15 protein-coding genes and 2 pseudogenes are annotated in these 23,646 nt (G+C 44.2%); 7 read left to right on the top strand and 10 right to left on the bottom strand.

Annotation, left to right across the window (positions count from 1 at the left end):
- Window positions 1-22: 22 nt before the first annotated feature.
- From tnpA to IQP38_RS03955, 4 genes and pseudogenes are all read right to left on the bottom strand, one after another.
- Window positions 23-232 (bottom strand): annotated as a pseudogene (gene tnpA, locus IQP38_RS03970) (IS200/IS605 family transposase); the annotation flags it as partial.
- Between the two features lie 109 nt (window positions 233-341).
- Window positions 342-1,037 (bottom strand): 4'-phosphopantetheinyl transferase family protein, encoded by a 696-nt coding sequence (locus tag IQP38_RS03965; protein WP_193837331.1) that lies wholly within the window; start codon window positions 1,035-1,037, stop codon window positions 342-344.
- A 214-nt stretch (window positions 1,038-1,251) separates the two neighbouring features.
- Window positions 1,252-1,401 carry a hypothetical protein gene (locus tag IQP38_RS03960; RefSeq protein WP_017634313.1) on the bottom strand — a complete coding sequence of 50 codons (150 nt, stop codon included), beginning with the start codon at window positions 1,399-1,401 and terminating at the stop codon, window positions 1,252-1,254.
- A gap of 3 nt (window positions 1,402-1,404) precedes the next feature.
- Window positions 1,405-1,642 (bottom strand): annotated as a pseudogene (locus IQP38_RS03955) (transposase); the annotation flags it as partial.
- Window positions 1,643-1,937: 295 nt separating this feature from the next.
- Between IQP38_RS03955 and IQP38_RS03950 the strand changes: the two are divergent.
- The gene (locus IQP38_RS03950; protein WP_170897318.1) at window positions 1,938-3,014 is read left to right on the top strand and encodes a 3-deoxy-7-phosphoheptulonate synthase; all 1,077 of its coding nucleotides are present in this window, start codon (window positions 1,938-1,940) and stop codon (window positions 3,012-3,014) included.
- Window positions 3,015-3,044: 30 nt separating this feature from the next.
- Here the strand turns inward: IQP38_RS03950 and IQP38_RS03945 are convergent, their stop codons facing one another.
- The gene (locus IQP38_RS03945; RefSeq protein WP_017821448.1) at window positions 3,045-3,824 is read right to left on the bottom strand and encodes a 2,3-dihydro-2,3-dihydroxybenzoate dehydrogenase; all 780 of its coding nucleotides are present in this window, start codon (window positions 3,822-3,824) and stop codon (window positions 3,045-3,047) included.
- Between the two features lie 177 nt (window positions 3,825-4,001).
- Between IQP38_RS03945 and IQP38_RS03940 the strand changes: the two genes are divergently transcribed.
- Both IQP38_RS03940 and IQP38_RS03935 read left to right on the top strand, forming a co-directional pair.
- Window positions 4,002-5,183 (top strand): isochorismate synthase, encoded by a 1,182-nt coding sequence (locus tag IQP38_RS03940; RefSeq protein WP_017821447.1) that lies wholly within the window; start codon window positions 4,002-4,004, stop codon window positions 5,181-5,183.
- 5 nt (window positions 5,184-5,188) lie between these two features.
- On the top strand, window positions 5,189-6,808 hold the full coding sequence (locus IQP38_RS03935; protein WP_170897317.1) for a (2,3-dihydroxybenzoyl)adenylate synthase: 1,620 nt from the start codon (window positions 5,189-5,191) through the stop codon (window positions 6,806-6,808).
- Between the two features lie 42 nt (window positions 6,809-6,850).
- Here the strand turns inward: IQP38_RS03935 and IQP38_RS03930 are convergent, their stop codons facing one another.
- A complete protein-coding gene (locus tag IQP38_RS03930; protein ID WP_017821445.1) occupies window positions 6,851-7,732 on the bottom strand; it encodes an isochorismatase family protein in 882 nt (293 codons plus the stop codon).
- A 219-nt stretch (window positions 7,733-7,951) separates the two neighbouring features.
- On the opposite strand from IQP38_RS03930, the gene fepB reads away from it, so the two are divergent.
- Window positions 7,952-8,950: a Fe2+-enterobactin ABC transporter substrate-binding protein gene (gene fepB / locus IQP38_RS03925; RefSeq protein ID WP_193837330.1), complete on the top strand. Its 999-nt coding sequence runs from the start codon at window positions 7,952-7,954 to the stop codon at window positions 8,948-8,950.
- Window positions 8,951-8,981: 31 nt separating this feature from the next.
- On the opposite strand, the gene entS is transcribed toward fepB, so the two are convergent.
- Window positions 8,982-10,265 carry an enterobactin transporter EntS gene (gene entS, locus IQP38_RS03920; RefSeq protein ID WP_010648822.1) on the bottom strand — a complete coding sequence of 428 codons (1,284 nt, stop codon included), beginning with the start codon at window positions 10,263-10,265 and terminating at the stop codon, window positions 8,982-8,984.
- 128 nt (window positions 10,266-10,393) lie between these two features.
- Here entS and IQP38_RS03915 point away from each other — a divergent pair, with 128 nt between their 5' ends.
- Genes IQP38_RS03915 through IQP38_RS03905 form a run of 3 tightly spaced genes read left to right on the top strand, consistent with a single transcriptional unit; the run spans window position 10,394 to window position 13,336 of the window.
- The gene (locus tag IQP38_RS03915; RefSeq protein WP_017821442.1) at window positions 10,394-11,473 is read left to right on the top strand and encodes an iron chelate uptake ABC transporter family permease subunit; all 1,080 of its coding nucleotides are present in this window, start codon (window positions 10,394-10,396) and stop codon (window positions 11,471-11,473) included.
- Window positions 11,473-12,513, top strand: coding sequence for an iron-enterobactin ABC transporter permease (gene fepG / locus IQP38_RS03910; protein WP_193837329.1), 1,041 nt, complete (start codon window positions 11,473-11,475; stop codon window positions 12,511-12,513). Before IQP38_RS03915 ends, fepG begins: the two co-directional genes overlap by 1 nt.
- Before the next feature lies 1 nt (window position 12,514).
- Complete coding sequence (locus tag IQP38_RS03905; RefSeq protein WP_017821440.1) at window positions 12,515-13,336, top strand: ABC transporter ATP-binding protein; 822 nt, start codon at window positions 12,515-12,517, stop codon at window positions 13,334-13,336.
- A 79-nt stretch (window positions 13,337-13,415) separates the two neighbouring features.
- Here the strand turns inward: IQP38_RS03905 and IQP38_RS03900 are convergent, their stop codons facing one another.
- Genes IQP38_RS03900 through fes form a run of 3 tightly spaced genes read right to left on the bottom strand, consistent with a single transcriptional unit; the run spans window position 13,416 to window position 23,469 of the window.
- Window positions 13,416-21,878, bottom strand: a complete 8,463-nt coding sequence (locus IQP38_RS03900) for an amino acid adenylation domain-containing protein (protein ID WP_193837328.1) — start codon at window positions 21,876-21,878, stop codon at window positions 13,416-13,418.
- A 53-nt stretch (window positions 21,879-21,931) separates the two neighbouring features.
- Window positions 21,932-22,126, bottom strand: a complete 195-nt coding sequence (locus IQP38_RS03895) for an MbtH family protein (RefSeq protein WP_017634326.1) — start codon at window positions 22,124-22,126, stop codon at window positions 21,932-21,934.
- Window positions 22,127-22,149: 23 nt separating this feature from the next.
- Entirely contained in the window at window positions 22,150-23,469 is a 1,320-nt protein-coding gene (gene fes / locus IQP38_RS03890) for an enterochelin esterase (RefSeq protein WP_054730699.1), read from the bottom strand.
- Window positions 23,470-23,646 lie beyond the last annotated feature (177 nt).

Genomic DNA, 23,646 nt, shown 5'->3' with positions numbered 1-23,646 from the left:
TCTATGTCTGTGTGTGTGTGGGGGGGGGGACGCTGATACACATGTGAACATGATCTTTCATCAAGTGCCCTTCCTCAATAGTCACGCCTTTCCGTTTCGCTAACTCATGAAACGTTGAACCTAGATGTTTTCGCAGTGCACCATATATCAATCTTTGTCTCTTTTTCGGTATAAAAACCACATGGTATTTACAATCCCAACGGGTATGAGACAGACTCTTATAGCCTCGCATAGGTTGTTTCCTCTTTACTTTTGGTCGAGAAAAGAAGTTACACCGTTGTCATGGTCAAACCTATGCGAGTCACCCCAGCTTAGCTGGGGATTTACCAGTATTTAATTAGTTAGTGTTTCAGGTGATGTTCACCAATCACACACCATGTAATGTAATGTGTATCATCCATCATTGAATAGCGGACTTTAATATTCACCTCACTGTTCAAATATTCATCGAGAATAAGGCTTGTCGCAAAAGTCAGTTCTTGTCTATAGCAATCAATCTGCTCAAGAACGACTGAATCAAAATCTAAAATCTGTTGAACGGTAGGGAAAATCGCTTTATAGATAGCCTCTTTTGCGGAAAATATTAGCGTTAGAAACTGACAAATATCATCAAAGTGAGCAGCGTGATGCCGTTCATTAAGCGAGACAATTTGTGATGATAGTTGATTCGCCCACTGACGAGACATCACTTTCTCAATGTCTACCCCTACCCCAACGACATCTTCACTACAGTGAGCAACAGATGCGACAGCATGTCCCACACAATGGGAAATAGACCCAACAATATTTTCAGGCCAAACAGGTTCATTCCCACGACCAATACCAATACTGCCGGCAGTTTCATGACCTAAATAGGTTAACGCTTGGTGCGCACACGCTCGTCCTGCCAAGAATTCACAACGGCGCTTAAGTGCCGCTTTACAAAAATTACTTGGTAAATGGATACCTTGCAACTCTATATTCGATATAAAATCAGGGCTGTAATCCACGCTTAGGTAGAGGGAAACCAAGTTATCAGACCACGGAAAAAGCTTCATAAAACTTACAAAAATTATTTTATAATGAGAATTATTATCTTATATCGATGATCGTTTTGAAAGCTGTTGTCACTTATCTTTGTTCACAAACTCTTTCAGCGTATCAGCCTGCCCAGACATCTTGGCAAACTCAGATAATGTTACCGATCTTTATTGGGACGGTCAGAATAGGTCTGTTGAAAAAGGGGTTTAGCGATTGATAGCTCACCTTTAATTAATGCCCCATCGATTCGGTGTTACCACGTTCGTCACGAGCACATGCATCAGCACCATTTTGAATCAATAACGCCACCGCTTTAGATTGACCACTATGTACGCCCCGTAGGTTGATCCATTTGTACGCATGAACATCAAAATCATACATAGTTCGGCGACTGATACAAGAATATTGGGACAAACCAATGGGAACTCTGCCAATCTAAAAACAGAATCGATGAAGCCTTGTAGGCTAAAGGTAAGGAAAAGACGCGCTTTACAATGAGAGTGGTCGTGATAGCAAGGTCACTAAACAATCCGGGGCGACCACGTCTATTCTGTCTGGGTTGCTTCCACTCAGCTATCGCCTCTTCGTCAATCCAAAACGTGAGTGAACCTCAGTTAGCCAAGGAGTTATTGTACTTGCTCTAGTTAATAGTTTTGTAGCGAGGCTTAGGCATGAAATCAAAGTCTGTGAATGAATCTCCCTGATCTGATCGTAAGATTTTGGTTTAGTCCATTCGATTTCCGCAACAAAGCCAGTGCATAATTTAAATATACAATTTCGCTCTTATTTACTACCACCAGTATTGACAAGTTACAAAATGTTTCACACTATCTACCCCGGAATCGAAATGAGAACCATTATCAATTCTAATAGAACATCATTACATTTTTGTCTTTTGGTTTATTTGGATATTAGTCATGCAACCTTTACACAACACCATCAACGCAGCGTCAGCCATACAACTCCCTACACTACACACTGTGTTATCTAAATCTGGAGTAGATGAGCGCTTAGAGCGTTTTATAGAGACTCAACGTGACGAGATCAAAGATATTCTATCGGGAAAAGATCAGCGTATGCTTGTGATCATTGGCCCGTGTTCAATCCATGACCCTAATGCAGCTTTGGAATACGCGAATAGATTAGCCAAAGTTCAAAAACAATTTAGTCAAACGTTAAAAATTGTCATGCGAACGTATTTCGAAAAGCCGAGAACACGAAAAGGTTGGAAAGGTTTTATCGTCGACCCAGAGTTAACAGGCGATTTCAATTTAGAGCAAGGTATCTATCAAAGCCGCTCATTATTGAAATCGATACTAGAGCTAGGCGTCCCTACTGCAACAGAATTTCTCGATACAAACATTGCTCCATATATTGCTGACCTTGTTTGCTGGGGGGCGATTGGAGCACGTACAACAGAGTCACAACCTCATCGACAACTTGCATCAGCACTTCATTGTGCTATTGGCTTTAAAAATGGAACAGACGGAAACACCTCCATATCCATTGACGCAATACATGCGGCAGGAGACTCTCACTTACTGGTGACTTTCGGTTCCAATGGGCATCCAATCGTACTCCAGACACCAGGCAACCCCCATTGTCATGTCATTCTTCGTGGAGGATTGGCTCCAAACTATTTTAGTCCAAATGTTCGTAGTACTGCTTATGACCTTGAGTACAACAAGTTAGCACCTAGCCTCATTATCGACTGCAGTCATGGCAACAGTGGTAAGATTGCAAAAAACCAACTCAATGCTATCAATAACATTTGCGATCAATTGACCGCAGGTGAAACGAGCATTTCAGGTGTGATGTGTGAAAGCTTTTTGCAAGGTGGTAACCAAGCATTGAATTCAGAAGAGTTGTGTTACGGCAAGTCGATTACCGACGAGTGTTTGAACTGGGATGATTCCGTAAGCTTCTTATCTAAACTCGATGAAGCTGTTAAGATTGCTTACCAAAACGAATACCTTCATTCTGAGATCGCTTAACTATTTAGCCGGGCATAACGCCCGGCTTCATTAGTTGTCTAACGTAGCCCCTCCGTCCACACGAAGATCATGCATTGTGATCTGTTTAGCACCATCAGACATCAGAAAGAGAACTGCTTTAGCTATGTCTTCTGGTTCTGCCATTTGCCCCAATGGAATCCCCAGCCGATATTGCTCTAAGTTGCCTTTTATGACTTCATTCTCGCCGTAGTTGACGTTCCATAGCTGGGTCTGCATGTCTGTTCTCGTTGAACCAGGGCTAACAAGATTGCAGCGAATGCCCTTTTCAGCAAGTTCCAAACCAACGCACTTCACTAGCATATGTAAGGCTGATTTTGTTGCTGCATATGCCCCTATATTCAACCTAGGTGTATTTGCCGAATTTGAGCCAATTACGACAATGTTTCCCTGCTGTCTATCTTTCATGCTGTTTGAAATCGCTTGGATTAACGCCAAAGCACCAAAGGTATTTACATCAAACATTTGTTTGATCTCATCCAAAGACATATCGTTCACGGCACCCAGATGCAATATTCCAGCACAACTCACTAAATGGTCAAACTGAAACTCACGATCGAGTTGGCAAACTTTGTCATTCACCTCATCGTGTTTTAATAAATCCAATTCGAAACAACATAACCTAGATTCATCAAAGCGAGCTCGAAGAGCTTCAATACTTTGATTCAAAAACGAAATATCCTTATCTGTCGCTACCACTCGATAGCCATTTTCTAACAGATGTTCCAACACAGCATAACCAATACCTTTACCTGATCCAGTGAGGAGTACCGTTTCAAAAGTACTATTCATTTACCTTACCCCAACATTCAAGTGGTAGCAGAAATCTGACGTCATTTATCGCTCCTTATTAAAATGCAATTAATTATCGTTTGATGTTGATAATCATTCTCACCTATACTCTAGCACTACATTTGCATGTGAAACAATTTGTAAATATGAGTAACGTAATATTTAGAGGTTAGATTTATGAAACGTGAAGTTGTTGGATTCTCCAAAATGACTGATGAGATTTTGGATGCGCGATTAGATGAGTCCCCTTTCTTCTTTGCTTCCCCCCATAGTTCGATGCTAGGCGTCGGTATTGAACAACAACTTGAGCAAGCCATTCCATTTTCACAACTGGCAGTTCAAGCCAATGAAATGTTGGAAAAAGCAAAGTCTGAATACAACGACAACCCTGTCTTGTTTGCCAGCGTTCCTTTTGATGAAAATACGCCAACAAGATTTGTTATCCCAGAGAAGCTTTATGTTTCCAGTAGCCACAGAGCAAGAGGACAAGATAAACAAAGTTCAAATAAAGCGACCATAGTGTCTGCTCCAACCGGAAACGATTATAAACAAGGGGTATCTACTCTCTTGAATTTGTTTGATACCACAGAGCTATCAAAGGTCGTACTTTCACGCTCACTCAGGCTGGCAACAGATCACACAATCGACCAAACAGTGCTACTGCGTAACTTATTGTCCATCAATGCCAATGGTTACACCTTTGCTTCAGACATTGGAAGTGGGGTTAAGTTGATGGGAGCCAGTCCGGAACTACTACTGGCCAAAAAAGGCGGTCACGTGATTTCTAACCCGTTAGCGGGCTCTCGTCCCAAATCTCAAAACACTCAAGAAAACCTTCATTTACGTGCTTCCTTGTTAGATACCCAAAAGGATCTGAATGAACATAGTTTTGTTGTCGAAGAAATTGAAAAAGTCTTGAGTCGTTATTGCCACAACCTGTTTACTCCCATGGTGCCTTCAGTGATTGAAACGGAAACAATGCTGCACTTGTCGACCGTATTGGAAGGTCAGGCAGACGATCCAACAACGAGTGCACTGCAAATCGCGGCCGAGCTCCACCCTACTCCAGCGGTTTGTGGGTTCCCAAGAAATTCGGCTTATCAAGCCATTAAGCAGATAGAGAACTTTGACCGTGGCTACTTTACCGGCATGGTTGGTTGGTGTGATGCAAGGGGTAATGGTGAGTGGGTGGTAACCATTCGCTGCGCAGAAGTAAGCCAGCACGAAATGTGCGTTTTTGCGGGTGCAGGTATCGTCATGGACTCTTCTCCTCAAAGTGAGCTAGATGAAACAGGAGCGAAGATGGGAACAATTTTACGTGCTGCTGGTATTCAAATTGACGAATTGCTTACGGTATAGAACGCATGACGAACATACAGCACACGTTAGATTTTACACCATGGCCACAAGAGTCCGCTCGGTACTATCGGGCAAAGGGATATTGGCAAGATAAAACATTATTCGACCATTTGCTGGACTCGGTTAAGACTCATCCAGATGCTTTAGCCATCATCAGTGGTGAATGCTCATACACCTTTCAACAGTTGCATGACAAAGTCACCCAGCTCGCCGCAGGATTCATTACATTAGGCCTGAAATCGGGTGACAATGTTGTCATGCAAATCAGCAATCGAGCGGAGTTTTATATCTGCTTCTTTGCACTAACCATGCAAGGGATAAAGCCAGTTGTTGCACTGCCAGCTCACCGAACTCTTGAGCTCAGCTATTTTTGTCGTCACGCACAAGCAAAAGCGTATATTTTCTCTGATGACACGCCGGGTTTTGATGCCCAAAAGACGGCCTTAACTTTGCAGGATGAATGTGCATCATTGTCATACCTCATTCACACAGACCAATCGGTAGATTCTCAAATTACCGAATTAAGCACGCTTTATGAAGCGCAAGGTATTGCTCAAAACAGCAATGCTAACCATGTAGCTTTCTTCCAGCTGTCTGGTGGCACTACAGGCACTCCAAAGCTGATCCCAAGAACACACAATGACTACGCATATAGCGTTATCGCAAGTAATGCAATATGTAACTTCAGTGAACAAACACGCTATCTGTGCGTATTGCCAGCAGCACATAACTTCCCATTAAGTTCCCCGGGTGCGTTAGGCGTTTTCTTTGCTGGAGGCTGTGTAGTATTGGCACAAGATAGCTCACCACAAAATGCGTTCAAGCTGATTGAACAACATAGGATCACCGTCTCCGCTCTTGTACCACCACTCGCGTTACTTTGGATGAAACATGCAGAGACTGCCGATGACGATATTTCTAGCCTTAAATTTGTGCAAGTTGGTGGCGCCAAGTTCAGTGAAACCACAGCCAGAGAGCTACCTAATAAGCTAAACTGCCAATTACAACAAGTCTTTGGAATGGCGGAAGGTTTGGTCAACTATACACGTTTAGATGACTCGATTGATGTCATCGTAAAAACACAAGGGCGGCCAATGTCGCCAGACGATGAAGTGCTCGTGGTTGATGACGAAGGCAAACCCGTCCCTGTTGGTGAAGAAGGTGCACTATTAACCCGAGGCCCATATACGATCCAAGGTTATTTCCGCGCCAAAGAACACAATCAACGTTCATTTAACGCAGAACGATTTTACGCCACGGGAGATCTCGTTCGGCTAACCTCTGACGGCAACATCATTGTTACTGGACGTGATAAAGACCAAATCAACCGAGGAGGAGAAAAAATCGCCGCAGAAGAAGTAGAAAACCTGATACTTCAACATGACAGCGTACATGATGTCGCTTTAGTCGCCATACCTGATGAGTTTCTGGGCGAGCGCAGCTGTGCGATTATTGTTCCTGAAAGCAACCAGAAACCAAAACCTGTTGAACTAAAACGCTTCTTGCACAGTCAAGGACTTGCTCAATTCAAGATTCCTGACCAAATCCATTTTGCTGAAGCCTTACCGAAAACTCCGGTAGGCAAAATAAACAAGAAAGTGTTAAGAGAACAATTCTCTTCATAATAAAAAAACCGATTTCATCAGAAATCGGTTTTTACTTTAGCTCTAAGCGGCAACTTCCAAATTCGATTCAATCATTTGCCACCATTCTCTTAAGGTGGTTTTTTGCATGATGTCCGAAAAGGCAATATCAATGCCCTGCTTTCTCCAAGCTTCAAATAACGTCATTGCTCTTATGGAGTCTAGGCCTAAAAACATTAGGTTCTCATCAACATCAACTTCTTCAAGATCCATATCTAGAATCTCTGCGACATCAACACGCATGGAAGCTAGGCTCAGCTCTGACTTCAGTTGCCCACCCTGTGCTATTTCATTGATAACCTGCGACATTGATTTAATGCAACCCGCTCTGCCTGCAACGTATTTCAACGCGTACTGATGATCTTCCAAAGAAAAGTCTGCAATCGCATCCCCGACAATGAAGGGCTTAACGTCTAGCATAAATGCATCAAGCGCAGTGGACAAAATACCGATATGACCGTAGACCCCGACAATAATCAGTTGGTCACGCCCCGCTTCTCTCATCCAATCTAACAGAGGCGTCTTCTTAAACGCGCTATAGCGCCATTTTTTATACTGAATATCACCTTGTTCTGGAGCAACTTCTGCAATGATTTCTGTTTCTTGCGTGAGCCCCGTTCCCCAGAAATCCGTTAGTAAAGCACGTTCCTTAGGATCTTGATTCGCAGGTTGCGCTGTATAAACCACGGGAATATCCGCATGACGAGCAGCCTGCGCAACGTTTTGTACATTGCGAAGTAAGTGTGGGATAGGTTGCTTGGCTTTATCAAAGAAGTTAATAAAGTAATCCTGCATGTCGTGAACCAATAACACCGCTTTGTCTGGCTCAATACTCCAGTTGACTTTGTTATCAGGGAAAGTATCAACTTCTGGTATTTCGTAGCCAGCAATCTTGGGAATCGCCATTTTTTATAATCCTTAGTAAGTTATTTCCTATATAGGAATTGGTCGACGTTGTTTATGAACAAAGAAACAAATGGTAACAATTATCATTTAACCAATAGTAAGCAGCAGCAAAGACAAAATCAATTGATAATGATAGTAGTTCGCAATAAAGTAGCTACCTTCTACCAATAATGAAGTCATACGCGTTCGTTATAGAGCGATTAACCACGGGAACTAATGATGAGACACCACTATGCGAGAATTTTTATAGGGCTGCTTTTTCTAACCTTATTGTCGGCATGCAATGATGCTGCAATTTCAGACCAGACGTCTAAGCCATTAACTGTTTCAGACGGTTGGCCAAAGAAAATAACGTCAAGCTATGGTGACATCACACTGACATCACCACCCAAGCGCATCGTTTCCACCAGTGTTTCGATCACAGGAACACTTTTGGCTATTGATGCTCCAGTAATTGCTTCGGGAGGGACGCTTTCCAACAGTCCTGTCGCAGATAAAGACGGGTATTTTTATCAATGGCGCTCCGTTGCCAATCAAAGAAACGTTAAACCACTATATCAAGGCCTAGCTAATGCAGAAGCCGTCGCCAAAGAACGACCAGATTTGATTATTGTGTCCGCAACGGGTGGTGACTCTGCAATAAAAATGTATGACCAGTTCTCAGCTATCGCTCCGACTCTGGTTATTAATTACGACGATAAAAGCTGGCAAGAGCTTGCCCGACTATTGGCATCCTTTACTGATCGGAAAACACAAGCGGAAAACGCAATTCAACGCTTCAATCATAGGGTCGCAGAAATCAAAGAACGCATTAAACTGCCACCTCAACCAACGACTGCTATGGTGTATTATGGCGATGGTCGTGGCGCTAATTTTTGGACAGTAAACTCCGCCCAAGGAAGAGTTTTGCAAGCTTTAGGGTTTGAGTTAAGTGAAATCCCAGAACCACTCACAGACAATCATCAAATGGGACAACGAAAAGATATTGTTCCAGTCAATGGTGAGAACTTTGCCGATGCGATAACAGGTCAATCCATACTTTTGTTCGCCGCAGAAGCACCTGTGATTCAGCAATTACGAGAAAATAAGTTCATCGCCCATTTGAAAGCGGTTCGAGATCACCATGTTTACGCAATGGGTAATGATTCATTTAGACTTGATTATTACAGCTCCATGAATTTACTTGAGAACATTGAAACACTTTTCAGTGCTCAATAGAAAACAAACCGCCCATATAGGGCGGTTTATTCTAACTTGTCGCTGTGGCTTCTTTTGCTGAACCGGTTGGCTCTGGTGGCGGAGCCAAAGCAGGATCAAATAGCTTTGCTCGGCGCAGCGGGCGGAACAGAATAACCATTAACATCCCTACCCCTGTCGCCCCCAATCCAAATGAAAATATCGACATTGCTGGCGCCATAACCTTACCTAAAGCACCTAATCCAATAGCACCCATTGAGTCTCCAGTTACGTCTTGCGCTGTCCATAAACTGCTTACACGGCCTAATAAATGATCCGGGGTATGTCCTTGGACAATAGAATATTGAATAAGCGAAGCCACAGAACCTAAGTATCCGTATATCACCAATATACTAAGGAATAACCAATAGTTTCCTGCCAATCCCATGGCCACAATGGCTAAAAATGTTCCCATAGTTGCATAGATCATAACCATTCCCGGCCGTTGAGATTGCTTTACCCAACCTGACGTCAATGCACCGACCATTGCGCCTAATGGGATCGCTGAGTACATCAATCCGGCATTCGCGGCATTTCCGGTAAATGTCTCAAGAGCCAACGCGGGAAACATAACTCTAACCGCTGTTGCGAGTGTTTCTAAGGTGCCAAAAACAACCACACACCCAACTACCTTGTTCGAAAAGAGAAACTTTACGCCTTCATACAATGACAACAACGGATTTTCTGGTGCGTCATGACTCGGTTTCATGGAAGGAAGTCTGAACAACGGGAATAAGGTGCACAAGGTACCAACTGAAGCAGCAAGGTAGTTCCAGCTGACATCACCAAACGAGATGAGCAACCCACCAATCGCTGGTGACAAAACCATTCCCATGCGAACAGTAAGCATGCTCAGTGCCGCCGCTGAGGGCAAATTCTCTCGCCCAACAATAACGGGCAACGAAGCCATCAAGGCCGTCATTCCCATCGCGCCAAAAAAGCCATCCCACACAGAAAGTACATAAAGTGCAACCAAGGAAGATTCCGCCAATAGGCTGTTTAAGGCTAACGCCCCAAATCCAATGCCACACGTTGTTCTGGCGAATAGAATGAGTTTGCGTCGGTCGTATTTATCTGCCAAAACGCCCCCGATGAGCAACCCGACAAACATGCCGATGCCATCTAATGCCATGATCATTCCGACTTGAAGGGTTGAGCCAGTCATTTGATGTATCTGTATTGGTACAGCGACGGTCATCATGCCAAGAGCAAGAATCGACATCATCCTTGCAATAAATACCATTCTAAAATTCGGGTTTTCTTTAAGTAAGCTGAAATCCAGCATAATTTTGGGCATTTTCATTATTTCTTACGTCAAATATTGTGAGTCGTGAAATCAACACGTTGAAAGAGGATGCTTATTGCTTGAACATTCTACGCATCAAGTTACAATAATGGCAATGATAATTATTTACAATTGTATTTATGAGTGTTCATAAGTTGCCTTTAATCTCTTCTCTCTTACCAAGTAAAACGGCACTCCCCCAAACGCCAGACTCCCGTAAAAAACGTACTTATCGCCACTCTTTAACGTTATTTTCTTTATGTGCTTTACTGCTGTTCACATGCATCTTAAGCTTGGTGATCGGTGCCAAAAGTATATCGCCAAGCATTGTGTTTGAAAGCTTGCGAGGCACAGTAACATCAACAGCAAGCCAAATAATCGTCGAAGCAAGAGTCCCACGAACCCTCGTTGGGTTGCCGGTCGGAGCGGCGTTAGCTGTGGCAGGTGCGTTAATACAATCTTTGACACGCAATCCCCTTGCAGACCCCGGTATCCTTGGTGTGAATGCTGGTAGCAGCTTTTTCGTGCTTATTGGTGTCGCAATTTTCGGTAACCATTTGATGAGTGAACACCTGTGGTTCGCTTTTCTCGGTGCTCTCACTACGAGTTTGTTTGTCTATTTCATAGGAACATATAAAGAAGCCCGAGTGAATCCATTAAAAATTACGCTTGCCGGTGTGGCTCTAGGTGCACTTCTTGCGGGAGTGTCGTCATCGGTTACGCTTTTAAACCCTCAAGCCTTTGACGAAATGCGTTTCTGGGACGCTGGCTCGTTAGATATCAGAAACCTCTCTTTGACCTTTACGGCCATCGCTCCCATTACATTTGCATTGATCGTCGCGTTATTGATTGCCCCAGGGTTGGACAATTTAGCCCTTGGTGAAGATGTTGCGCAAGGACTGGGTACGAATGTCAAACAGACGCAAGCTTTAGCCCTGCTGGTGATCGCTATTTTATGTGGCAGTGCCACAGCGCTTGCTGGCCCAATTGGCTTTGTTGGCTTGATGATCCCACACGTAGCTCGAAAGCTGGCTTCTTCAAGCCAACGCTGGTTAACGCTTTATGCAATGGTTCTTGGTCCTCTCCTTTTGATTAGCGCCGATATCATTGGCCGTGTTATCGCTGTCAATGAAGTCCGAGTCTCTATTGTGACAGCATTTGTCGGGGCCCCAGTCCTAATCTACCTCGCTCGTAAACTGAACTCCTTTGGTAAACTCTAATGCAACCATCAGGCACTTACCTACTTGGCCGCAAAAGCGGCCGTTTCAATTTTCTAATATCCAAACGAACTGTCGCTTGGTGCATTTTGCTTACAATAGCCACAACAATCATTGCCACCTTCGCTTTATCTCAAGGAGAGCTAAGAACAAGCCCGACCGATCTTGTTGAGGTCGCATTCGGCACAGCTGAACAATTCACTTCAATTGTGATTCTTGAATGGCGACTACCGAGGTTATTTGCATCGCTTGTTTTTGGCGCAGCGCTCGGAGTCAGTGGTGCACTTTTTCAATCACTCATCCGTAATCCATTAGGAAGCCCTGACATTATTGGCTTTAACACTGGCGCGTACACAGGTGCACTAGTCGTCATCATTGTATTTGGGGGAAGCTATTTTGAGGTTGCATTTGGTGCAATCACAGGCGGCTTAATTGCAGCAACGGCTGTATACCTGCTGGCATACAAACAAGGAATCCAAGGATTTAGATTAATCATCATTGGTATTGGCATCAGCGCCATGTTAAGCGCTTTTAATAGCTGGCTGATGCTCACAAGCAAGTTGGAGACAGCGATGACAGCCGCCATATGGGGTGCTGGTACACTGAATGGGCTGGGATGGAATAAAATTTTGCCATCATTTGTTTTTATTGCTGTCGCTTTTGTCATATCTGCAACACTTGTCAGAAAGTTAAACCTTTTAGAAATGGGTGATGACAATGCCGCAATGCTTGGCGTAAGTGGTGAACGCACTCGGCGGTTAGCGATGCTATCTGGCGTTATTTTGACAGCAGCAGTCACCGCCGCTACGGGCCCGATTTCATTCATCGCTTTAGTCGCTCCACAACTTGCTAGAAAGCTAACCAAAGATGGCTCGGTGGGACTGATGGCCTCAGCATTGATGGGAGCGATGTTACTCACTCTGTCCGATTTCACTGCCGTTAATTTATTTGCACCACACCAATTACCCGTCGGCGTAATAACCATAAGTATTGGAGGTATCTACTTGCTGTATTTGCTTATTCGCCAATCAGAGAGATCATAATTTGACTAACGCAACACAACATAAAATAAACTCGCGCTATCGATTGCAGGCGGAACAAGTCACACTCGCCTACCAAGATAACGTCATATCTCAATCTTTGTCAGTTGGCATCCCAGACAATAAATTCACTGTCATCTTAGGACCAAACGGCTGCGGTAAATCAACATTACTACGCGGATTAAGCAATCTGCTCATGCCCAAATCTGGATCTGTTTTGTTAGATGGCAAAAATCTCTGCCACTTTCCTCGTCAAGAACTGGCAAAGCAGCTGGGACTACTGCCCCAATCTGCAATTGCGCCATCTGGCTTAACTGTTCACGATCTCATATGTCGAGGGCGCTTCCCTCATCAATCATTTTTGAAACGCTGGACACAAGCTGACGAACAGGCCGTACAACAAGCGATAGAGGCAACTCAGGTTGAGCCATTACTAGGGCAAAACGTTGAAGCATTGTCCGGAGGACAGCGGCAACGTGTTTGGGTTGCCATGGTTCTGGCGCAAAAAACACCTTATTTACTGTTAGATGAACCGACAACTTATTTAGACATTGCACATCAAATTGAACTATTGGATCTATTTAGAAAACTGAATCGGCAAAACAGTTCAACCATCGTTGCGGTGCTGCACGATCTCAATCATGCATGTCGTTATGCTGATCACTTAATCGTGATGAATTCAGGACAAGTCGTTGCAGAAGGAACACCCAATACGGTGATCACAGAAACACTGATCCAACACGTATATGGGTTACGTTGTTTAATAATGCCCGACCCTCTAACCAAGACGCCAATGATCATTCCTCGAGATTCTAGAGTCGATTAGCGTTTCTGACGATATCATGCGTTTCACATAAAGAATTTACACCAATAAAAAACCGGCGATTTCGCCGGTTTTATTTTTGTTACTTCAAACTTGGGAGTCCACTAAGCAACGTATTTAGCTGCTCCCCAACATCACCAACGTTTTCAGGCGCGATAATATCTTCGTGCGAACACTCGAAATAATGCTTGTGCAAGCTGGTAATAAATGGCTTCCAATGCGCATCAATGTCATACCCCTCCGGTAAGGTACGTTCAGCCACAAACAAATTCACCTCACCATCATAAAGTGATGATTTTGCGCTAGATAATAGCCGAACAGCATCTTCATAGTTCGATGTAATATCTTTAAACATCGCCATACGTTGCTTGTCCAATTCATCATCTGTAATGTCATTTGCTGCTAAGAACAAATCCTTTTCTCTTTCGATCTCGTCTTGCGCCTCTTCATTCATTGGCCCTTCCCAATCTTGGCCTTCAGGTGGGTAGGTATCTAGCAAGCCTAAGAATGCAACTTCTTCACCTTGACGTCGCAGTTTAGATGCCAATGCTTGAGCTACTGTTCCACCAAAGGAATAGCCTAGTAAATGGTATGGCCCTTCAGGCTGTAATTGCTTCAATGCTTTCATATGAATATCACAAGCATCTTCCATGCCTCGCCCCGCAGAGATGGCACCATTTGGACGTGGTGATTGCAGACCAAACACTGGATAGTGACCATCCAGATATTTAGGTAAACCTGTATATTGCCACGCGAAGCCAGAGGCGGAATTGATGCAGAAGAGCGCAGGACCAGATCCCGCTCTTATTGGCAGGACTTCACCAAAGCCAGCAAGAGTTGGATCGTTTAGCGCTTCATCGTCTAATAATAATGCCGTCAGTTTCTCTGGTGTTGGGTTCACCATGATTTGACCAATGGTCACAGGAACATTAAGAATTCGACGAATATCTGCTGCCAGCTTCATTGCCATTAATGAGTGACCACCTAAGGCAAAGAAATCATCTTCTGCAGACAGAGTATCCAGCCCTAACACGTCAGCAAATATGCTCACAAGTTGAGTTTCCATCCCTGGTCGTGCCGTTCGCCCAGAACCAGTAACAACGTCACTCGGGAGAGGCAACGCTTTGCGATCAAGTTTGCCGTTGGCACTTAATGGGTATTCTTCCATCAAGATAATGGCAACAGGAACCATGTGAGCTGGCAAATGCTCTGCCAGTTTGCTGCGCAGAGTTTCGCTCTCCGTTTCGACACCATCATTGAGGATCGCATAACCCACAAGCTGGCGATCATCCGCACCCGCCATGGCCTTTTCATTACTCAAGGATTTTGCACAGACAAGGGCCTGCTTAACACCTGCAAGCGATTGAAGCGCCGTTTCGATTTCTCCCAGTTCAATCCGTTGACCACGAATTTTTAATTGATCATCACTTCGACCAAGGTATTCGATTTTTCCAGAGGGTAGCCAACGAACAACATCTCCTGTACGATACATACGCTCCCCACTCGAGAACGGATTCGCAATAAACCTGTCTGCCGTTAATCCACTGCGGTTCAAATAGCCGATAGCCAATTGATCACCAGCTAGATACAACTCACCGGGGACACCCACTGGCGTTTCTCTCAGGAAGCTATCTAGCACATACACCTGCGTATTCCATACGGGTAGACCGATCGGCACACTCGTCCCTAAGCTTTCAGCTAAAATAGAACCAAAAGCCGGACAATACGTCACATCAACCGCCGCCTCAGTTGGACCATATAAGTTGTGTAATGGCGCCTCTATCCAGCGTGCATATTGATTAGACAGTTCTTTCGATAATGCCTCACCAGAACAGAAAACACGCTGTAAGCTTCGAGCGACACGCTCACCTTGTTCATGACTGTTTTCTATCGATGCCATAAACGCAGCAAGCATAGACGGTACAAAGTGCATGGTTGTCACTTTGTAGTCATTGATGATCTGCATTAACCACTCCGGATCTTTATGCGATTCCGGTGGTGCCATGACCAAGCTCGCACCTTCAATCAGCGGCCAGAAGAACTCCCAGACGGAAACATCAAAACTGCATGGCGTTTTTTGCAAGACCACATCTTGCGCATTGAGTGTATATTCATGCTGCATCCATTTCAGGCGGTTTACGATAGCCTGATGCGAAACTAACACGCCTTTCGGATTCCCTGTCGAGCCAGATGTATAGATAATGTAGGCCCCATGATAAGGCGTAAGTCCATCCTTCTCTTCCGTCAGCGTGGAAGCCACTGGTTTAGGAAGTTCATCCAAAATCAGCAACTCTCCGAATGCAGAAAAGCGCGCTCGGTGCTCAGATGTCGTGATGATCAGCTTAGGCTTCGCATCATTGACCATGTACGCCAACCTTTCGTCTGGATAACCCACGTCAAGCGGTAAGTAAGCGGCCCCACATTCAATAATACTATTGAACGCAAGACTTAACTTCGTACTTCGTGACAACGCAACGGCAACAATATCGCCAACACTCACTTTGTGCTGCCAAAATAACTCTGCTATCGCTTTCACCTGCCCTCTCATTTCGCGATAAGTGAAACTTCGGTCTTCATCAATCAAAGCAAGCTTCTCGGGCGTTTTCTCAGCTTGTTGCGCCATCAACGAACGCAAGGTTTGCTCTGGTAACGCAACTTTGGTCTGGTTAATACGTTGCTGTAACTCAATTTCATCAGCAAGACGTAAATCTAACTGGGTCAAACTTGCCTCTGGTGACGCGATAATCGCATCTAACACTTGTTCAAAGCGCTGCATTACTTGCTCAGCGACACCCGCTGTATCGCGGTATTCAAACAGAATATGGATCTGCTCACCCGGTAACACTAAGAGCGTTAATGGGTAATGAGTGTAGCCACGGTTATGAATATCGCACAGCTGCGCCCCTGCATAGTCTTTGTTAAACCAATCAGAATGGTCTGGATAGTTCTCAACCACCAGCAGCGTATCAAATAGCGTTTCGCCGCCAGCCAATTGCTGAATTTCACCCAAACCAAGTTCATCATGCTCTAGTAATTGAATCTGAATTTCTTGATGCGCTATTAGCTGCTCAAGCAAACTTAGCTCTGGTTTGAGTTTCATCCTTACCGGAATGGTATTACTGAACAAACCAATATGTTCATCAATCCCTTCCACATGACCAAAACGACCTGATATCGGCGTACCAAACACTACATCTTCTCTGCCCATCATGCTGCCAAGAATGCTCGACCAAACACCTTGCATTAATGAGTTCATGGTAAGGCCATAGTGGCGAAGTAGCTGATTGATCGCTCGAGTTTTGTCTTCTGGGATAAACAGTTCGAGCTCGTTGAGCCTATCTGTGACGGGAATATCTTCAAATGCAATGGCTGGGTTCACGCCCTGTAACACATCCACCCATCGTTGCTGAGCGGCTTTTTTATCTCTTCCCGTAAGCTGCTCAACAACACTGGCATAACTTGCACTAATCGGCGTTAAAACATCAGCACTACTTGCATATGCCGTTAGGAAATCTCTCAACAAAATCGGCGTCGACCAACCATCAACCACCAAGTGATGAGCTGAGATGTACAAAGTACTTTGGTTATCACCATGATAAATCACACTCGCATTTAATAGTGATTGTTCAGGGTTGCTGAGATCAAACTGACGCGTCAGCTCACTTTTCTCATAACAAGTCAGATACGCTTGCTGCTCGCTTTCTTCCATCGAAGTAATGCTATGACTCTCGATTGGCCACTCACCAAGCTCCTTAGGAATAAGCTGAACGGTTTTACCCAGTATATCACTATCAAACTTAGCCATTAATTGAGGATGACGGCTTATCACCACATTAAGAGCACGCTTAACATGTCCAATATTGATTTCACCGTTAAAGGTTAAGCGCGTTGTTGAATTGTAATTACTGTTCTCATCACCCAGTTGTGACTGGAATAACAATCCTTCTTGTAAAGGCAAGGCCGGAAGCACATCTGCAAGCTCACCATATCGCTTTTCAAGACTTGAAGCTTGTGGCAATGAAATACCGACAACCGTCAATTCAGCTGGCACTTTTAGCTCTTCAGCCAACATTGTTCTCGAAGAAAGCCAATCAACTATGGAATTCAGATTCTCTTCAATTTTATCACTAATAACATCGATTTCATTTTGGCTAAACTGGAATTCGTTCCATGACCAGTTCAATGCAAATACGGGCGCGGCTGCATTTTCATCGACAAAAATATTCAGTTCGAGATCGTGCTGCAGTGCTTGTTCACTGTCTAACAGAACAGCAAAGGTATCAGCAAATTTTCTAGCTCGACTTTGTGGCGACCATTTCTCTGACGATTGCTCAAATCGGCCCAAATAGTTAAAGAGTACCGACGACTTATAACGACTTGCTAGTTCTTTTAACTCGTTACGATGAGGATTATCAAGATGGAGCAAGGCCATATACCCCAACCCTTTATCCTTGATACTCCGTTTGGCTTGCTTTACCTCACGCAGCAAGTCAACCGTTGTCCCTGATTCCGGCAACTCCACAACCAAAGGATACTCTGTGGTAAACCAACCTATGGTTTGGCTTAGGTTGATGGACGAGTCAAACTCTTCTCGCCCATGAGATTCAAGATTGAATTTAATCGCCTCGTTGCCAAACACATTAGCAATGGCTGCACTTACGGATGAAAGTAAGATTTCTTCAATATCAATCGACTCTGACAGTTGACCGAACTCAAGCACACGCTCTGTGGTAGCGGCTGCCAGTTTATTTCGGCAATGCTTAACCCGGCAATCCTCTTGCGCAGGTTTGAACGGCATGACAGGACGACTTTCTCGTACTCGCCAATCCGCCATTTGCTGAGCAGCAACATCCAAATAATTGTGCAGCGCATGAGACCAGGTATTGATACCCGTGACTTCATTTGGAATGACGATGTCATGACCGGAAACTTCCGCGCGAGTTAGTGATTTAAGCTGAGGCAATAACACACGCCAAGAGACACCATCAATCAACAAGTGATGGGCTAAGATCATCAGGCCACATTGCCCTTTACTATCACTTAACATCACTAACCGTAATAACTGACCATTAGCCAAGCTCATTGTCTTACCATACTGATCAAATATGGCATCAATATCGGCATGTTTTAGCTCGCCTACTGTTAGATGCTCCACCCACGATGCGACATCAAGTTGATCTATCGATTCGATATAATATTGCGATTCTTTCTTTATTAAGCGACACACCGAATTCATCGATACCAGTTTCACCAGCGCTCGTTGTAGCGCACTCAACGTAACATCAGCTTCGATTTCGACAAAGACACTTTGAACATAGTTGGTGTCCTCCGAGAAGGTATCTTCAAACCATCGCCACATTGGCAACGGCTTTATTTGCCCTTCTTGCGCCACATGCTCTTGCTGGTTAAGTAGCTTCATCACTTTTGCCATATCACCGACTCTACGGGCGGCAAAGATTTCTTTGGGGCGGAGTTCGAAGCCAACTTTACGCAAAATGGTGCCAAGCCCCATTGCGGAGATACTATCCCCACCGAGGTTAAAGAAATCATCTGAAATGCCAACATCAGCAACACCAAGCAATTCTGCAATGGCACTACATAGAGCAACTTCTTCTGCTGTAACCGGAGCTATCACTTCTTCGCGATTGGTAAGATCAATGTTTGGTAATGACTTTCTGTCGATTTTCCCGTTGACGTTTAACGCAAACGCGTCAAGGATCATCAAACCTGCCGGAACCATGTATTCTGGTAATGCCTGACTCATTTCATCGAGTAATTGCTGCTCAGAGGTATGCCCCTTCGCATGACTGACTAATGTGCAATACGCAATTAAACGGTGTGAATCTCTAAAACGTTCTGCAATCACCACGGATGAATCCACATCTGGGATATTGTTGATTGCGCTTTCTACGTCCCCAAGTTCGATACGGAAACCACGAATTTTGACTTGATCATCCGTTCGACCAATAAAGTCTAACTGCCCATTCTCGCGCCATTTTACTAAGTCACCCGTACGGTACATTATCTGACCGTGCTCAAATGGATTGGCAACAAATCGATCTGCTGTCATTCCCGGTTGATTCAAATAGCCTTTCGCCAGCCCTGCACCTGCAAGGTATAACTCACCGGCTACGCCGACAGGCACTTCTTGCAATGCATTGTTCAAAACATAGGCTTTAGCGTTGAGTATCGGACGGCCAATCACAGGGGTGGTATCTGCATTTAGAGGAGCACTCACGGCATCTACGGTAAATTCTGTTGGGCCATAGAAGTTCTCTACCAACAATTGAGGGTAATTCCCCACCCGCTCCCACAGTTTTTCTGGTATCGCTTCACTGCCGATGAGAACCAGAGTCGGAGTATAAACCTGCTCCATAAGCCCACTATCAAGCATCTGATTAAACAGCGATGGGGGTAAGTCCATTGCATCGATGCGGTCGTTTTCTACACATTTAACTAATTCATAGGCATCTTTGCGCTGATCATCATCGTAAAGATAAAGCGTGTGCCCGCATAGCATCCAAATAACTTGTTCCCAAGAAGCATCAAATGAAAATGAAGTCGTATGTGAGGCCCTGACCGTAATCTTTTCCGGCTCAGTTGAACGATTTGTCGCTAGGCTTGATATCGCCTTCCCAAAGATAGAGTTTTGATGAGAATGAAGTAAATTAAGTAACGCGCCATGTGTGTTCATAACCCCTTTCGGCTTACCTGTTGAGCCTGAGGTAAATACGATATAGGCGACATCATGCTTGGAGATATCAATCTGTTCTGGGGTTGAAATCTGTTGAGCGGTTAATTCAGCAAGTGTTGTGCAGTTTGCTAATTCCCCCCATGACAGGTTTTCTCTATCTTCAACAATAACTGTTTGAGGTTGAGCCTGTTCAAGGATAGTCTCTATACGCTCTTGGGGATAATCAAGATCTATTGGCAAGTAAGCCCCACCACAGCGCATGATAGCCAGCATAGTAACCACGGTTTCTGGACTTCGAGGCAATGCCACGCCTACAACATGCTTTTGTTTTATACCCAAAGTACGCAACTGAGCAGCGCGCTGCTCAATGGCTTCACGCAGTGACTGAAAGCTCCATTTTTGTTGCTTATAAACGAGCGCAGTTTCATCTGGTGTTTGTGCAGCATTGCGTTCCAAAACATCAAGAACAGACTTATCTTGATACGGATCTTGCCATCGATTGCCAACAGACCAATCATCAATACTTTGCTGTTCACTTTGAGGAGCAAGTGCAATTTCAGCGAGTGTAATGGATGGGGTTTGCGCGATTTGCTCTACCATGTTGGCAAATCGATTAGCATGAATCGTTAATGATTGGGTATTATACTTTTGCGCATTGGCTGTGATCTCAATCTCGAGCTTGCTGTTACTTAATGCAGGAGAAAATTCAATATCATCGATCGGACCTGCAGATAAGATATTCGTTTTCGATTTATTGCTACCAACATGCAGTTCATCTTCAAATGGCTTGAAGTTGAGCATTGGTCCGTACAAGGGTTGCCCTACTTTGCCTAAATCACGCGAGATTTGCTCTGCATCATACATTTGGTAACGACGAGCTTGTCTGATGGCTTTATTCATCACCCGAGCGACATCAGTAATACTCATAGTTTTATCAACAGAAAATGCCAAAGGTAGTACATTCACAACCGCACCAGAGGCACTCATTGCCGAACTGCCCATTCGGCGCATAAACGGGAAGCCGACACAGACTTCGTCATTGCCACTGTGTAAATGTAAATACGCAAACACAAGAGCCATTGCGAGCTCTGAAGGCAGTACATTATTGCCTTGCGCATGTAGCCAATCGCCACCACGAAGACTAATGTGATGCTTAACAACACCAAAACGTGCCTTATCGGTTCCACCTGTGGTTAAAGAAGGCGGAGCGGGCAACGACCTTCCGGCCTCCTTCCAAAAATATCGTGCTTTGTCGTATTGCTCTGATTCGATAAATTGACCATGTTCCGCGACTACCTTGGCCATTGGTGTAAAACCTTCAGGCTCGGACGTTCCGAGTGTCATGTGATTGTAGTGACGGGTGATATTTTGGCTAATTGCGTTAAAACTGAATCCATCAACATCAATATGGTGATAACGCTGGTACCAAAGCCACTTTGGTGCTTGCTTGGAGCCAATTTGAATTAGACAGTGACGGTAGCGTCTTACATTGCCTTGAATATCAATGGCTGTTTGCAGATCTTTTTCCATCCATTCCAATGCAGCATTTTTTGGCTGCTCTAAATGGGAAAAATCGAAAACCTCCAGAACATCTTCTAAAGCCGTTCCGGCTAGAAATTGCTGTTTGATTACGCCTTCGACTTCTACATAACGACAATGTAATGAATCTGCAGTGTTAAGCCCTTTGGCCACTGCCTGCCTAAAAACCGACGTATCAACTTGACCTTCAATTTCTACATAATGTGCGACGTTGAATTCTTCAGGGTTTGGCATCACTTGCTGAGCGAACCAAATTCCTTGTTGTGTGCCCAATAGAGGCCATAAATTATCTTGCACTTGTTGAGTGCGCATTGGTTTATTCCTTAGAAATTTAATTATTATCGTCGTGGCTATTTGTTTGTTTTTTACACACGAATGTCGTGCCAATTCGCTTCGATATAATCAATACAGTCTTGCTTTAGTGACGGACCAAATGTGCTTTTCCAGCCAGGAGGGATCCCTTTGAACTCAGGCCATAAACTATATTGATTGTTGTGATTAATCAGCACAAAGAACTGGTTTTCAGGTTCGTCAAAAGGATTAATGTATTTCTCAGACATAGTTAACTCCAATCATAGAAAAATCAGGATTCAAAATTAAAAACATATGACAACCCATCAATGATGCCTCCGCGCCAACACAGGCGTTCATGTCCACCATCAAAGGTGCGAAACGATAACCGATGGTTTTGTTGCTTAAGTCGCTGGTATAGGTCTTGGCTCAAGTCCACCATGATGTCTTCCCCTAACCCAACTTCCATAAAAACACTTAGCTTTACGTTAGAACCAAGGCCAGAATGAACCAATTGACTCATTTGAGTTAAAGGTTCGCTTGTTTGAAGAGGAGAATATTCACTAGGTGGCTTCACTAACGAAAAATCAGGCCACCAGAATGAACCCGACTGACAAACAACCGCACCAAAACGGTCCGGATGGTTCAATCCGGCATACATCGCACTCAAACCACCAAGGCTTTGCCCAACAACAGCCGTACGATTAGCCTCATTAGTAATTGGGAAATAATGACCAACCAACGGCAGCAGTTCTTGAGTGATAGCCTGCCAAAACAAAGGGTTGCAACTGAATTCTTCACTACGCAGCGCTCCATTGATTTCATCAATGAAGACATACAAGGCAGGTGGAAGCTGACCGCTGCTCGTCGCATCGGTCAGCGCACTGAACAGAGGCATGGATTGAGACCAAAATTGACCATCTAAGACTAAAACCAATGGCAGTTCAGCCATTTGGTCAGCGCTGGCTGTCGAATACAACCAAACATAGCGCTCATTACCTAAACACTGGCTAGTCCAAGCCAGCTGCATGCCCGCTCCTGCCTGAACATTGCCATTTTTTGTATCGAACCTTGACCAAGCACTTTGCGATACTGCCTTTGGCATAGATAGCGGCGTTTTCGAACGTCCCCATTCGCAGGCTGACAAATTGTTTTTACTTAAATCATCGCGAACACTAAGAGGAAAAATGGTTCTCAACCACTCCCGATGCTTGGTGCGTTTCTCTTGGTATGTTCCGTGGTACGCTGGTTGGACGCGTTCATGTGTCACTGGAATAAACGTGTAGCTCCCACGCCACGTACTGTTTACCCTTGCCTTATAAAACCAAACATCCGTTCCTTTGACATGAGTAAGCCTTGCCATATCAAAGCTGTGATGATCAGTAATACCATTGATATCAATGTATATTTCCTTAACACTGTCATCCGTGTTTCGCCAAAGAAATAGCAGCTCAACGCTTGTATTATCTTGGGAAAGGATAAAAGGTGTTCCTTTTGTCTGCACCTCGTTCCACCAACATGGGGCTCCTACTTCTTCATTATCTTCAAGCAAACCACTTAAAACACTATTGATATTCTTATTTTCTATTATTCGAAAAGCCTTTATATCCATCACAAATCCAACTTGTACGTTGATACTTCATGCATATCTTCTAGTAATGAGATAGCACAAACTTATATCATCATTGTTGTAAATAATAATAATTATCATTAGTATTACTGCCGCAACACTTTTTTACATAAATGTTGTTACAACATCAAATGTTTTCTTCTTTTTTTATTAAGGAAT

This window comes from Vibrio sp. OPT41 (genome assembly GCF_015163595.1).
In the GTDB taxonomy this organism is placed as follows: Bacteria; Pseudomonadota; Gammaproteobacteria; order Enterobacterales; family Vibrionaceae; genus Vibrio; species Vibrio alginolyticus.
Note: the sequence above shows the minus strand (reverse complement) of the source record. Positions and strands in the feature narration are given on the sequence as shown.

Excerpts from the sequence above, each read along its gene's own strand:
- IQP38_RS03960 (WP_017634313.1), bottom strand. The coding sequence starts at position 1,401 with ATGTATGATTTTGATGTTCATGCGTACAAATGGATCAACCTACGGGGC.
- IQP38_RS03895 (WP_017634326.1), bottom strand. The coding sequence starts at position 22,126 with ATGTCTGAGAAATACATTAATCCTTTTGACGAACCTGAAAACCAGTTC.
- IQP38_RS03935 (WP_170897317.1), top strand. The coding sequence starts at position 5,189 with ATGACGAACATACAGCACACGTTAGATTTTACACCATGGCCACAAGAG.
- fepG (WP_193837329.1), top strand. The coding sequence starts at position 11,473 with ATGCAACCATCAGGCACTTACCTACTTGGCCGCAAAAGCGGCCGTTTC.
- IQP38_RS03940 (WP_017821447.1), top strand. The coding sequence starts at position 4,002 with ATGAAACGTGAAGTTGTTGGATTCTCCAAAATGACTGATGAGATTTTG.
- IQP38_RS03945 (WP_017821448.1), bottom strand. The coding sequence starts at position 3,824 with ATGAATAGTACTTTTGAAACGGTACTCCTCACTGGATCAGGTAAAGGT.
- fepB (WP_193837330.1), top strand. The coding sequence starts at position 7,952 with ATGAGACACCACTATGCGAGAATTTTTATAGGGCTGCTTTTTCTAACC.
- IQP38_RS03950 (WP_170897318.1), top strand. The coding sequence starts at position 1,938 with ATGCAACCTTTACACAACACCATCAACGCAGCGTCAGCCATACAACTC.
- IQP38_RS03930 (WP_017821445.1), bottom strand. The coding sequence starts at position 7,732 with ATGGCGATTCCCAAGATTGCTGGCTACGAAATACCAGAAGTTGATACT.
- IQP38_RS03900 (WP_193837328.1), bottom strand. The coding sequence starts at position 21,878 with ATGCGCACTCAACAAGTGCAAGATAATTTATGGCCTCTATTGGGCACA.
- fes (WP_054730699.1), bottom strand. The coding sequence starts at position 23,469 with ATGGATATAAAGGCTTTTCGAATAATAGAAAATAAGAATATCAATAGT.
- IQP38_RS03965 (WP_193837331.1), bottom strand. The coding sequence starts at position 1,037 with ATGAAGCTTTTTCCGTGGTCTGATAACTTGGTTTCCCTCTACCTAAGC.
- IQP38_RS03915 (WP_017821442.1), top strand. The coding sequence starts at position 10,394 with ATGAGTGTTCATAAGTTGCCTTTAATCTCTTCTCTCTTACCAAGTAAA.
- entS (WP_010648822.1), bottom strand. The coding sequence starts at position 10,265 with ATGCCCAAAATTATGCTGGATTTCAGCTTACTTAAAGAAAACCCGAAT.